The sequence below is a fragment of the Streptomyces tamarix genome, assembly GCF_032423885.1.
GTDB lineage: Bacteria > Actinomycetota > Actinomycetes > Streptomycetales > Streptomycetaceae > Streptomyces > Streptomyces tamarix.
On record NZ_JAWCTQ010000022.1, the window covers coordinates 1 to 13000 of the forward strand.

Annotated in this window: 9 protein-coding genes; 5 read left to right on the plus strand and 4 right to left on the minus strand. The window is 70.9% G+C overall.

Features of this window, described 5'->3' with window-relative positions:
- The 3 genes from RND61_RS18320 to RND61_RS18330 all read right to left on the minus strand — a co-directional run.
- Positions 1-807 (minus strand): glycoside hydrolase family 11 protein (locus RND61_RS18320; RefSeq protein WP_315879064.1); only part of this gene is annotated, 807 nt, incomplete at its 3' end.
- Between the two features lie 1373 nt (positions 808-2180).
- Positions 2181-3263 (minus strand): endo-1,4-beta-xylanase, encoded by a 1083-nt coding sequence (locus tag RND61_RS18325; protein ID WP_315879065.1) that lies wholly within the window; start codon positions 3261-3263, stop codon positions 2181-2183.
- A 470-nt stretch (positions 3264-3733) separates the two neighbouring features.
- Entirely contained in the window at positions 3734-4831 is a 1098-nt protein-coding gene (locus tag RND61_RS18330) for a LacI family DNA-binding transcriptional regulator (RefSeq protein WP_315879066.1), read from the minus strand.
- A gap of 139 nt (positions 4832-4970) precedes the next feature.
- Here RND61_RS18330 and RND61_RS18335 point away from each other — a divergent pair, with 139 nt between their 5' ends.
- From RND61_RS18335 to RND61_RS18355, 5 genes are all read left to right on the plus strand, one after another.
- Complete coding sequence (locus RND61_RS18335) at positions 4971-6278, plus strand: ABC transporter substrate-binding protein (protein ID WP_315879067.1); 1308 nt, start codon at positions 4971-4973, stop codon at positions 6276-6278.
- Between the two features lie 17 nt (positions 6279-6295).
- On the plus strand, positions 6296-7243 hold the full coding sequence (locus RND61_RS18340; protein ID WP_315879068.1) for a carbohydrate ABC transporter permease: 948 nt from the start codon (positions 6296-6298) through the stop codon (positions 7241-7243).
- Positions 7243-8061, plus strand: a complete 819-nt coding sequence (locus tag RND61_RS18345) for a carbohydrate ABC transporter permease (protein ID WP_315879069.1) — start codon at positions 7243-7245, stop codon at positions 8059-8061. The genes RND61_RS18340 and RND61_RS18345 overlap by 1 nt, the downstream gene beginning before the upstream one ends.
- A 50-nt stretch (positions 8062-8111) precedes the next feature.
- Complete coding sequence (locus RND61_RS18350) at positions 8112-10481, plus strand: beta-xylosidase/alpha-l-arabinosidase (RefSeq protein ID WP_449343279.1); 2370 nt, start codon at positions 8112-8114, stop codon at positions 10479-10481.
- Between the two features lie 198 nt (positions 10482-10679).
- On the plus strand, positions 10680-11210 hold the full coding sequence (locus RND61_RS18355; protein ID WP_315879070.1) for a GNAT family N-acetyltransferase: 531 nt from the start codon (positions 10680-10682) through the stop codon (positions 11208-11210).
- A gap of 157 nt (positions 11211-11367) precedes the next feature.
- Here the strand turns inward: RND61_RS18355 and RND61_RS18360 are convergent, their stop codons facing one another.
- Positions 11368-12948 (minus strand): MFS transporter, encoded by a 1581-nt coding sequence (locus tag RND61_RS18360; protein ID WP_315879071.1) that lies wholly within the window; start codon positions 12946-12948, stop codon positions 11368-11370.
- Between the last annotated feature and the right edge of the window lie 52 nt (positions 12949-13000).

Sequence of the window (13000 nt, forward strand, 5' to 3'; positions counted from 1 at the left end):
ACTGGCACCACTCACCGCGACATTGAGGTTGTACCGGTCACTCCACTGCTGCCCCGCGGACAGGGTCGCACTGCAACCACCACCCGGCGGAGTCGTACCCCCACCGTCACCGCCGGAGCCCAGCGTGATGGTGGAGCTGCCGCTGCTCTGGTAGCCCTCGGTCGCCATGATCATGTAGTTGTGGGTGCCCAGGTTCATGCCGGCCCGGGCCCAGGCGTCGAAGTGGTTGCCGGTGGTGATGGTTCCCCCGGTCCTCTTCGACTGCCGCACGCTCCAGTACTGGTCGAACGTGCGGGTGCCCTCGATGGAGGGGGCGTTGTAGCGGGTGGTCTTGTAGATGTCGTACGTGCCGCCGTCGGTGGTCACCGTGCCCTTGAACTCGCCCGTGGGCCGGTAGGTGCCCCAGTTGTCGACGACGTAGTACTCCACGAGCGGGTTGGTCGTCCACCCGTAGAGGGCGAGGTACGCGTTGCCCGAGGGGTTGAAGGTGCCGGAGTAGGTGACCGTCCTGCGGCCACCGGTGCTCCAGCCCTTGCCGGCGACGAAGTTGCCCGTGTTCCTCCACGAGGTGCTGTAGTTGCCGCCGGCGGCCAGGTTCATGGAGACCGTGCCGGGGCTGTCGGTCCAGAACGAGTAGAAGTAGCCGTTGTCGGTTCCGGTCCGGTTGGTCGTGACGAGCGTGTCGGCGGAGGCCGTGCCCGGCGCGACCAGCGTGACCACCGCGGCCAGCGCGGTGACGCAGAGGGCCCTGACGGTCCGTGCGAAACGGCCGCCTCTACGGCTCTCGCGTCGAGCGGAAACGCGCATGTACTTGCTTCCTCCTTGGGTGCGCCGGTACGGGGAGCAGGACGGCACGAGCCGAACGAGCCGTCAGTGGCCATGGGGTGGCGTCGATCGCGCGTCGGCGTCGTGCGGCACGGCAGAGCGGGCCCGGCGTCACCTGTTCGATGACCGCAGGGCCGGGTCGTGGGAGCGCCCCGGGCGGGCAGTGATGAAGCCCTGCCGCTGCGGAACAGTGTGGTCCGCCCCCTACGCCTGTCAATGGTTTCGGTCGAAATTTCGAAAGGTTCGACATCAGGGGGGCGCGACCAAGGAGCGGTATGCGAATCCTCGCCCTACACACACCGGAATCATGCGGAATGAGCTTTGTTTCCTCGATCAGCGGCCGGGACAAACGCTCCCGAAAGGCGGGAAAAAGGTGTGCCCGAGCCGGCCAGGGCGCGGGGATCCGGGCCGACCTGCGGATCGGGGGACCGTTTCGCCCCGGGGCGATGCGGGGCTCCACGTACGATCTTCCCGCCGCCGACCCGCCCGCTCAGCCGAGCAGGCCGACAATCTTTCGCGCACCTGATGGAGTCATTCCGTTCTTCCTCGCGCTTTCATTCCCAGGCGCTTTCAGGAAGTTGATCTGAGCTGGTGTTATGAAACCCCCACCGGCCGAAAAAGTTTCGGAAAGTCATGCGAACGAGGGCATTGACCGGCCTCGCGGTGAGGTCCCACAATCGCTCGCAGTCGTCGTGGACCCGGCCGGGACCGGTACCGCCCGCCCCTGGGGGGAGCACGGTGGCGCGGTCGGCGCGCCCCGGGTCGTGGGCCCGACCCACCCGGCCCACCCGGCCCGCCCGACCCGTCCGTCCCGCCCCGTGCACCGTCCCGGCGGTACTCCGCGCCGGACCACCCCCCTTCGACACGATCCGGAGGCGCGCATGACGACGCACCCTCCCCAGGTCCGCCCTCCCGCCTCCGAGCCCTTCGGCCGCCTGCCCAACGGAACCGGGGTGCGCCGCCGGGGGCTGGAGAACGGGGGCACGCGCCCGGCGGTTCTCGACCACGGGGGGCCTCGTGCCCTTCCGGAGGCACCGACCGGCAGGCGGGCACGCGGACGTCTCCCCGGGTTCCGACGGACCGAACCCTCCGGCGGGTACGTCGGTGCCCTCGTGGGCCGCTACAGCAGCCGGATCGCCCGGGGGCGGTCCTCCCTCGACGGCACGCACCCCTCCCTGTCCGTCACGGGCGACGGCCGCACCCCGCACGGCGGGGGCGGAGCCCGACCGGGGCCCGCCGAGGGGGAACGCCCGGCCGGGTCTCCCGGCCGGGCGCCCCGAGCGGGGCGGGGACCACCGGATCAGCGCCGCACGGTCACCGCACCGCGTCACCGGTGCCGCAGCACCGGCACCGCGTCACCGGCGGTGTGCCGCGAGTTCGTGACGGACCGCCGTGTAGGCCGGCTTGGCCGCGTACTCCTCGTCCAGCAGGTTGGCCGCGCCCTGGCCGCTGAACCACTCCGGCACCCACGAGTACTTGTCGGTGAAGCCCCACACCGTGAACGACGTGCAGCGGCGGACGTTGAGGCAGGCGGCCAGCAACCGCCGGTAGTCGTCGGCCTGGCGGGCGAGCTTCGCGTCGTCCACGGGCAGCGTCATCCGCACGTCGACCTCGGTGAACGCGGTCCGCATGCCGAGGGCGGCGAAGCGCTCCAGGTTGGCCTGCACGTCCTGCGGGAAGCCGTACCCGATGTCCAAGTGGCCCTGGATGCCGAAGCCGTGCACCGGTACGCCCTGCTGACGGAGGCGTACCGCGAGGTCGTAGTAGGCCGTGGACTTCGCGTTCACGCCCTCGACGTTGTAGTCGTTGAAGAACAGCTTGGCCTTCGGGTCGGCGGCGTGGGCCCAACGGAAGGCGTCGGCGATGTAGGACGGGCCGAGCTTCTGCAGCCAGATCGACTCGCGCAGGGTGCCGTCCTCGTTGAAGACCTCGTTCACGACGTCCCACTCGTAGATCTCGCCCTTGAAGTGCTTGACCTGGGTGGTGACGTGGTCACGCAGGATCCGGCGCAGCTCCGCCGCGTCGATCGACCCGTCGGCGACCCCCGAGGTGAGCCAGGCGGGCAGCTGACTGTGCCAAACGAGCGTGTGGCCGCGCACCGCCTGCCCGTTGCGCTGGGCGAACCTCACCAGCTCGTCCGCCTCCGCCCAGTCGTGAACGCCCCGCTCGGGCTCGACGACCTCCCACTTCATGACGTTCTCCGCCGTGACCGAGTTGAACTCGCGGGCGGTACGGGACCGGTACGCCCGGTCGGAACCGAGCGCCTCCATGTCGACCGCCGTGCCGATCCGCAGGTCCTGGCGTGCGGCGAGGTCGCGCAGCGGCTTGTCGTGGCCGGAGCGGAGCGGCTCCTGGGCGGACACCGACGGGGCGGCGACGCCGAGCGCGAGCAGGGTCGCGACGGCTGCCGCCGCGGCGCGGCCGAGTGATCTGGACATCGTGGACGACTCCTTGTGAGGGACGTGCGGGCACGGGGGCGGTGATGCCGGGACACGGGCCGGTTCCACCCGCCGCGGTCCGCGGCGGGCCGGTCGGTGCCGGCGGTGCGCCTCCCGGTCTCCGGGAGGGGGACCGGCGGGCCGCCGGCGCCACCACCGCCGTGTTCGCGTTTCTCGGAAAGCCGGCGAAAACTGTCGGCGCGGGCGCGCTCGCACTCGGGTCGGCGTCCGCGAGGAGCCGCCGCCCCACGGTCCGGGGACATCCCTTCCGCCTCGGGCATGCGGCTCCATGACGACCGCGCCCGCCGACCGAGTCGCGCCTGCGAGACAGATCCTGGGGGATGCACGGCTTCGAAACAATAGAGTCGGATGATCGAAAAAATTTCGAAGCGGCGGGGCGGATCATGACCGCCGGGATACCGCCGCCCGGCGCGTCGTTCCGGTCCGGGACCGCCCCGCACCGGCCCCGCTCACTCGACGGCCGACGGCTCCGCCCCGACGGCCGACGGCTCCGCGAGGTCCCGGGGCGCGGCGGCGCCCTCCGCGGGCGGCGGCGCCGTGCTCTTCCTGACGACCAGACTGGTCGCCAGCTCCAGCCGGGTCGCCGTGGACTCCCCGGCGCGCAGGCGGAACAGCATCTGCACCGCCTCCTCGGCCATCTGGCGCAGCGGCTGGTGCACCGTGGTCAGCGCGGGGCTGGACCAGCGGGCGACCATCACGTCGTCGTAGCCCACGACCGACAGGTCGTGGGGGACCCGCAACTCGCAGACGCGCGCCGCCTCCAGCACCCCGAGCGCCTGGAGGTCGCTCCCGGCGAAGATGGCGGTGGGCCGCTCGGGGAGGCGCAGCAGCTCCATCGCCTGCTCGTACCCGCCGTCCACGTGGAAGTCGCCGAACCGGACGAGGGCGGGGTCGTTGTCCAGGCCGGCCATGTTCATCGCCGAGCGGTAGCCGTCCAGGCGCGCCAGGGAGCACAGCATGTCCTCGGGACCGGTGATGATCCCGATCCGCCGGTGCCCCAGCTCGACCAGGTGGCGCGTCGCGGCCACGCCGCCGTTCCAGTTCGCCGACCCCACGGACGGCACGTCGGGATCGGGGTCGCCCGCCGGGTCGATGATGACGAACGGGATGGACCGGGCCCTGAGCCGTTGCTTGACCCCGTCCGGGAGGGCCGAGAAGACGAGGATCACCCCGATCGGCCGGCGCTGCAGGACGCCTTCGATCCACTCGGGGCTCGGCGAGTGCCGCGTGCCGCTCTCCGTCAGCACCACGCTGGCCTGGTGGGCCTTGGCGAGGTTCTCCACGCCCCGGATCAGCTCCATCGCCCACACGCTTTCCAGTTCGTGGAAGACGATCTCGATGAGCGGAGCCTCCCGACCCGACCGCGTGGTGCGCCGGTACGAGTGGGTCTCCAGGAGGCGCTCCACCTTGATCCGGGTGGGCGGCGACACGTCCTGTCGTCCGTTGAGGACTTTCGAAACTGTCGAAATGGAGACACCGGCCTTCTGCGCCACCTGCGCCAAGGTGATGCGCCCGAGCTCCTCGTCATCTCCCATGGTGAGGAGCATAAGGCACGCCGTGCGCGGCCACGGAGTCACGCTTTGATAACTCGCCCCCCGAGGGTTGACCCACCCGGCGCGACAACCTTAGCGTCCCGACACGTCAAGTTTCGGTAGCCGGATCGAAATAATTTCGAAAGGTGGGGCGATGAAGCGACGTGCACAGCTCCTGAGAACCGCTGTCGTGGGTGGGGTGTCGCTGGCCATGACCGTGGCTCTGGCCGCCTGTGGCAAGTCCGGGGATTCGGCCGAGGGGGGATCGGGCACGATCCGCGTCCTGGTCTACGGCGACGCCGCCAACAAAGTGGAGAAGCAACTCGTCGACACCTTCAACAAGACCTCCGAGGTGAAGGCGGTACTGGAGACCGTCCCGGGCGCGGACTACCAGTCCAAGCTGCAGACGATCATCAGCGGCAAGCAGGCCCCGGACATCTTCTTCAACTGGGGCGGCGGCAGCATCAAGCCGTACGTCGACGCGGGCCTGCTGATGCCGCTCGACGACTTCATCGCCAAGGACTCCGGGCTGAAGCTCAACTTCCTGCCCTCGGTCTTCGACACGGCGGTGGTGGACGGCAAGCCCTACGGCGTGCCCATGCGCGGCACCCAGCCGGTCCTGCTGTTCAGCAACAAGAAGGTGCTGGCGGACGCCGGCGTCGCCGCCCCGCGGACCTGGGACGAACTGCTCGCCGCGGTCAAGACCCTCAAGGGCAAAGGGATCACCCCCATCGCCCTCGGCGGTGGCGACAAGTGGCCCACGCAGATGTGGTTCCAGTACGTCTACGACCGGGTGGCCGGGCCCGAGCTCTTCCAGAAGGCCCTGGAGGGCGACAAGAGCGCCTGGGAGAGCGCCGACAGCAAGAAGGCGCTCGGCATGCTCAGGGAACTGGTCGACGCGGGGGCCTTCGGCACCAACTACGACTCGGTCAAGTTCACGGACGGCGGCTCGCCCGCCCTGCTGGCCACCGGCAAGGCCGCGTTCGAGCTGATGGGCTCCTGGGAGTACTCCACGCTGCAGGAGGCCTACCCGGACTTCGTCAAGAAGGACCTCGGTTACGGCACCTTCCCGACGGTCGAGGGCGGCAAGGGCGACCCGAACAACATCGCGGGCAACGCGAACAACTTCTACTCGGTGCTGAAGAGCACCAAGCACCCCGAGGCGGTGGCCGAGTTCCTGAAGCTCATGTACTCGGACCAGTTCGTCGAGGCCCAGCTCGGCATCGGCAACCTGCCCACCACGACGAACACGGCCAAGTTCCTGGACAAGTCCGCCAACCCGGACTACTCGAAGTACCAGTACGGCCTCGTCAAGAAGGCCCTCTCCTTCCAACTCTCCTGGGACCAGGCGTACCCGCCCGCCGCCTCCACCACCATCCACCAGGCCGTCCAGCAGTTCTTCAACGGGCAGATCGACGCCGACGGCTTCATCGCGTCCATGCAGAGCCTGCCCGCGTCCTGAACCCCGGAACATCTGACATGACCACTGCCACAGCCCCCGCCGTGGACAGCGAGAAGACCGTACGTCGGAGCCGGCCCAGCCGTCGGTCCGTGACCGGTGTGGGCCGCCCGGGCTTCGTCTGGGCGGCACCCGCCGCGGTGTTCTTCGGCCTGTTCGCCATCGTGCCGCTCCTCATGGTCGTCGTACTGTCCTTCGCCCGCTGGAACGGCCTCGGCTCGCCCGAGTTCGCCGGTCTGGACAACTGGAGGAGACTGCTCGACGACCCCGTGATGATCAAGAGTCTCTGGCTGAGCCTGCTGCTCACCGTGCTCGGTGTCGTCGTCCAGACCCCGATCAGCATCCTGCTCGGCGTCTGGGCCGCCGGCCACCAGCGCAACCGGGCGGTCCTGTCCGCCATCTACTTCGTCCCGCTCCTCCTGTCCATCACGGCCGTCTCCGTCCTGTGGCGCGCCGTGCTCGACCCCAACTTCGGCGTCCCGTCACAGGCGAAGTGGCTGTTCGGCGACGGCAACCTGCTGGGCGTGCAGAGCGGCGCCATCGGCGTCCTCGTCTTCGTCAGCACCTGGCAGTTCACCCCGTTGCACACCCTCATCTACCAGGGCGCGGCGCGGGCCATCCCGCCGGTCCTCTACCAGGCCGCCCAGATCGACGGCGCCGGCACGGTCCGCCAGTTCTTCCACATCACCCTGCCGCAACTGCGCAACAGCATCGTCACGTCGATGATCCTGATGGTGGTGGGCGGGCTCACGACCTTCGACACGGTGCTGATCCTCACCCAGGGCGGCCCGGGCACGGACACGACGATCAGCGCGTACTACATGTACCAAAAGGCGTTCAAGGGCTTCGACTTCGGGACGGGCGCCGCCATCGCGCTGCTCCTCGTCCTCGTGGCCAGCTTCGTGTCACTGGTCATGGTGCGGCTGACGGGGTACGACAAGATGCGCAGCACCATGGAAGGCGTGTGATGAAGGGCCGTCCCAACTACCTGGCGGGTCTCGGTTCGCTCGTCTGGCTCTTCGTGGTCGGCCTCCCGCTGTACGTGATGCTGATCGCCACCTTCCAGACCCGGGCCGACTACGCGGCGAACGGCCCCCTGGCCTTCCCCGAGCGCCTCACCCTCGACAACTACGTCAACGACCTGAGCGACGGCTTCGGGCAGTACTTCCTCAACACGGTGATCGTCACCGTCTGCGTGGTGGCCATCGTCCTGCTGCTCGTGCCGCCGCTGGCCTACGCCATCGTCAGGAGCCGGGGGCGGGCCACGAGCACGGTCTTCCGGCTGTTCCTGCTCGGCCTCGCCATTCCGTCGCAGGCCGTGATCGTCCCCATGTTCTACCTGATCAACGAGGCCGGTCTCTACGACAACCTCATCGGCGTCATCCTGCCGACCGCGGCCTTCGCCATGCCGGTGTGCACGCTGATCCTCTCCGGGGTCATGCGCGACATCACCTCCGAGCTCTACGAGGCGATGACGGTCGACGGCGCCTCCTCCCGGCGGATCTTCTTCCAGCTCGTGATGCCGCTCTCCAAGAGCGGCCTGTCGACGATCGTCGTGTTCTCCTCCCTGCAGGCGTGGAACGGCTTCCTGTTCCCGCTGGTGCTGACGCAGTCGACCGAGAACAAGGTCATCACCATGGGCCTGTACGACTTCCAGACGGAACACGGCGTCGACATCCCCGGCCTGCTCGCCGCCGTGGTCCTGTCCATGCTCCCCATCCTGCTCGTCTACCTGTTCGCCCGTCGCGCCCTGGTCCAGGGGCTGATGGGAGTCGGAGGAAAGTGACCGAGAACGTGGCCGCAGAGCCCCATACCGACGCCACGGATCCCAGCCGGGTGAGAGCTCCGCTCCCCGCCTGGCGCGATCCGTCACTGAGCGCGGAGGCCCGCGCCGACGCACTGATCCGCGAGATGACGCTGCGGGAGAAGATCGCCCAGCTCTTCGGCGTCTGGGTCGGCGCGTCCGACGAGGGCGCCGACGTCGCCCCGCACCAGCACGACATGGAGGAGCCGGTCGCCCTCGACGCGCTCCTGCCCGACGGGCTCGGCCAGCTCACCCGGCCCTTCGGCACCGTCCCCGTCGACCCCGCGGTCGGCGCGGTCTCCCTCATGCGCACCCAGCGGAGGATCGTCGCGTCGAACCGGTTCGGCATCCCGGCCGTGGCGCACGAGGAGTGCCTCGCGGGCTTCGCCGCCTGGGGAGCCACCGCCTACCCCGTGCCCCTGTCGTGGGGAGCCACCTTCAACCCCTCGCTGATCCGCGAGATGGCCGCCGCCATCGGCCGGGACATGCGCGCGGTCGGCGTGCACCAGGGGCTCGCGCCGGTCCTCGACGTCGTGCGCGACGCCCGCTGGGGCCGCGTCGAGGAGACGATAGGCGAGGACCCGTACCTCGTCGGGACGATCGCCACCGCCTACGTCCAGGGCCTGGAGTCCGCGGGCATCGTCGCCACCCTGAAGCACTTCGCCGGCTACTCCGCCTCCCGCGCGGGGCGCAACCTCGCCCCGGTCGGCATGGGCGCCCGGGAACAGGCGGACGTGATCCTGCCGCCGTTCGAGATGGCCGTGCGGGAGGGCGGCGTGCGGTCGGTCATGCACGCCTACACCGACACCGACGGAATCCCCTCCGCGGCCGACGACCGGCTGCTGACCCGGTTGCTCCGCGACACCTGGGGCTTCACCGGCACCGTGGTGGCCGACTACTTCGGGATCGCGTTCCTGAAGACGCTGCACGGAGTGGCCGGGACCCTCGGCGAGGCGGCGGGAGCCGCGCTGGCCGCCGGTGTCGACGTGGAGCTCCCCACCGTCAAGACGTTCGGCGAGCCCCTGCTGGACGCGATCGCGCAGGGCCACGTGCCCGAGGCCCTGGTGGACCGCGCGGTACGGCGCGTCCTGACGCAGAAGGTCCAGCTCGGCCTCCTCGACCCGGACTGGAGCCCGGTCCCCCCGGCCCTCGGCGACGCCGACCCCGCGGCGGCCCCGGACACCCTGCGCGGCACGATCGACCTGGACCCGGGAAGCAACCGGGAGCTGGCCGGCCGGATCGCCGAGCAGGCCGTCGTCCTGCTCCACAACGACGGCACCCTGCCGCTCGACCGGAGCGGGCCGCCCCGCCGGATCGCCCTGATCGGCCCGAACGCCGAAGTCCCCACCGCGGTCCTGGGCTGCTACGCGTTCCCCGTCCACGTCGGAGGACAGCACCCCGACGTCCCGCTCGGCATCGAACTGCCGACCCTCCGCGAGGCCCTGGAGGCGGAGTTCCCCGACTGCCGGTTCGACGTCGCGCAGGGGGCCGGCATCGACAGCCCCGGAACCGAGGGGTTCGCCGAGGCGGTCGAACTCGCCCGTGGGGCGGACGTCGTGGTGGCCGCGCTGGGCGACCGGGCGGGCCTCTTCGGCCGCGGCACCAGCGGCGAGGGCTGCGACGCGCACTCCCTCGCCCTGCCGGGCGTGCAGCAGCAGCTCCTCGACGCGCTCCTCGACACCGGCACGCCGGTCGTGGTGACCCTGCTGGCCGGGCGGCCCTACGCGCTGGGCCGGGCGGCGACCGAGTCCGCCGCCGTCGTCCAGTCCTTCTTCCCGGGCGAGGCGGGCACGACGGCCATCGCCTCCGTGCTCAGCGGGCGGACGGCTCCGAGCGGCCGGCTGCCCGTGAGCGTCCCCCGGCACCCCGGCGCCCAGCCGTCCACCTACCTGGCGGCGCGCCTCGGCCACGCCAGCGAGGTGTCCAGCATCGACCCGGCACCGGCGTTCGGCTTCGGGCACGGCCTGACCTACACCACCTTCGAGTGGGGCGACCTCGTCGTGGAGGAGGGCGAGGCGCCCACGGACGGCGAGTTCCGACTGTCCTGCACCGTACGGAACACCGGTGGCCGCGACGGCAGCGAACTGGTGCAGCTGTACCTGCACGACCCGGTGGCCTCGGTGGTCCAGCCCCTGCAGCGGCTCATCGGCTACGTCCGGCTGGACCTCGCCGCGGGCCGGGCCGCCCGGGTCCGGGTGACCGTCCCCGCCGACCTGGCCTCCTTCACCGGCCGGCACGGAACGCGGATCGTGGAACCGGGAGAGTTGGAGCTCCGGTTCAGCGCGTCCAGCACCGATCCCCGGCTGACGGCGCGCGTCACCCTCACCGGCCCCGTGCGCCAGGTGGACCACCGTCGGCGGCTCCACGCCGAGTTCACCGTGGTCCCGCACCCGTCCCGCTGACCAGCCGGCTCCGCCCGGCCGGGGGCCTCCGCCCCGGCCGGGCGGAGCCACGTCCTCCACGGCACCGTCGCGACCGCCGCGGTCGGGCGGGGGCTCCTGCCGGGGCCCGCCCGGGGTCCGCCCGGGGTCCGCCCGGGGTCCGTCCGGGGCCACCCGGAGACCATCCGGGGTCCGACCGTCAACGCCTAGGCTGCCGGTGTGAACGACATCGCACACGGCACTCGGATCAGACCGGGCGGCCCGGCCGACGCACCGGCCGTCCTGGACATGCTCGACTCCGCGGTCGCCTGGATGAACGGCCGCGGCAACACCGAGCAGTGGGGGACGACACCGTACTCGCGCAGGCCCGGCGGGGCGGAGCGGGTCGAGCGGTACACGACCGAGAACACCCCGTACATCGCGGAGAGGGACGAGACGCCCGTCGGGGCCCTGGTGCTGGACTCCGGGCCCAGCCCGCAGATGCCGATCGCGCCGGCCGGGGAGCCCGAGCGGTACGTCAGGCTGCTGGTCTCCGACCGGCGGTACGCCGGTCTGGGCATCGGGGCGGCGCTGCTGGCCCACGCCGTCGAGGAGACCCGGCGGGCCGGTGCGGAGCTGCTGCGGGTCGACTGCTGGGCGGGCGGCGGGGGCGAGCTGGTCGCGTTCTACGAGCGCAACGGGTTCACCCCCACCGACCGTTTCCTGTCCGGGACGTGGCCGGGGCAGGTACTGGCCCGGCGGGTCCGCTGACGGCGGGCGGGGGCGGCGCGCGGCACGTTCGCCGGGCGTCGGGCGGCAGGCGGCGCGTTCACCGGCCGTCGGGCGTCGGGCGGCAAGCGACGGCGAAGGCCGCCCGGGTTCCGGGCGGCCTTCGGGTGGTGTTGCGGTGATCCGTTCCCCGCGGGGCTCAGTGCGTCGGGGTGAGCGGCTGTCCGCTCTCCGCGGCGAGCCGCTCCAGGCCGCTCTGCGTCTTGAGCGGCTTCTCCTTGATGAACAGCACGGCCACCAGGGCCAGCAGCGCGAAGGGCGCGCCGACGAGGAAGACGTCGGCGGTCGCGTTGCCGTAGGCCTGCTCCACGACCTCGCGCGCCTGGGCGGGGAGGGTCGTGAGGTCGGGGATGGCGTGGCTGCCGCCGCCCCCCGCGGCCGCTCCGCCCCCGCCGAGGCCCTTCTCGATCTCGCCGGTCACCTGGTGGCTCAGGACGGCGCCGAGCGCGCTGGTGCCGACGGCGCCGCCGAGGCTGCGGAAGAAGGACAGCACGGAGGTGGCCGCGCCCAGCTCGGTCGCCGGCACGTCGTTCTGCGCGGCGAGCACGAGGTTCTGCATCAACATGCCGACGCCGACGCCGAGCACGACCATGTAGAGGGCGAGGATCCAGAACGAGGTGCCCGCGCCGATCGTGGCCAGCAGACCCATGCCCGCGGTCATGATCACGCCGCCGGCGATCAGGAAGCCCTTCCACTTGCCGGTCTTGGTGATGATCTGGCCGGCCACCGTGGTCGAGGTCATCAGGCCGAGGATCATCGGCAGGCTCATCAGGCCCGCGGCGGTCGGGGACGCGCCGAGCGAGATCTGGAAGTACTGCGAGAGGAAGACCGTGCCGCCGAACATCGCCACACCGACGAGGAAGCTGGCCAGGGTGGTCAGGGTGACCGTCCGGTTGCGGAAGATGTCCAGCGGGATCATCGGCTCCTCGACCCGCGCCTCGACGAGGACGGCCAGGCCGATCAGCACCACGCCGCCCGCGACGAGGGCGAAGCTCTGCCACGACACCCAGTCGAACTGGGAGCCCGCGAGCGTGACCCACAGCAGCAGGGCGCTCACGCCGGCCATGATGAGGAACGCGCCGAGGTAGTCGACCTTCACCTTGCGGCGGACGACGGGCAGGTCGAGCGTGAGCTGGAGCAGCACGATCGCGAGGACCGCGAACGGCACCCCGATGAAGAAGCACCAGCGCCAGCCGAGCCACGAGGTGTCGACCAGCACGCCGCCGATCAGCGGTCCGGCGACGGTGCCCACGGCGAACACGGCGCCGAAGAGGCCCGAGTAGCGCCCGAGTTCACGCGGCGGGATGATCGAGGCCATCACGACCTGGGCGAGCGCGGTGAGGCCACCGGCGCCGATGCCCTGGACCACGCGGCTGACGATGAGGACCGCGACGCTGTCCGAGAAGCCGGCGACGAGCGAGCCGACGACGAACATCCCCAGCGACAGTTGGATGAGCAGCTTCTTGTCGTAGAGGTCGGACAGCTTCCCCCAGATGGGCACGGTGGCCGTCATGGCCAGCAGCTCCGAGGTGACCACCCAGGTGTACGACGACTGGCTGCCCTGCAGGTCGGTGATGATCCGGGGCAGGGCGTTGGCGACGACGGTGGACGCGAGAATGGCCACGAACATTCCGGCCATCAGACCGGACATGGCCTGAATTATCTGACGTTTCGTCATGGACGGGGACGCCTCGGTCGCAGGCGTCTCGGCAGCGGACATCGGTGGACGTACCTCGGTTCTCTGAGGGTCGGTTCCCCCGGGAGGGAAGGGC

Bases quoted from the DNA above. Each gene is read 5' to 3' on its own strand.
- RND61_RS18325 (WP_315879065.1), bottom strand. From the start codon at position 3,263: ATGTCCAGATCACTCGGCCGCGCCGCGGCGGCAGCCGTCGCGACCCTG.
- RND61_RS18330 (WP_315879066.1), bottom strand. From the start codon at position 4,831: ATGCTCCTCACCATGGGAGATGACGAGGAGCTCGGGCGCATCACCTTG.
- RND61_RS18335 (WP_315879067.1), top strand. From the start codon at position 4,971: ATGAAGCGACGTGCACAGCTCCTGAGAACCGCTGTCGTGGGTGGGGTG.
- RND61_RS18340 (WP_315879068.1), top strand. From the start codon at position 6,296: ATGACCACTGCCACAGCCCCCGCCGTGGACAGCGAGAAGACCGTACGT.
- RND61_RS18345 (WP_315879069.1), top strand. From the start codon at position 7,243: ATGAAGGGCCGTCCCAACTACCTGGCGGGTCTCGGTTCGCTCGTCTGG.
- RND61_RS18360 (WP_315879071.1), bottom strand. From the start codon at position 12,948: ATGTCCGCTGCCGAGACGCCTGCGACCGAGGCGTCCCCGTCCATGACG.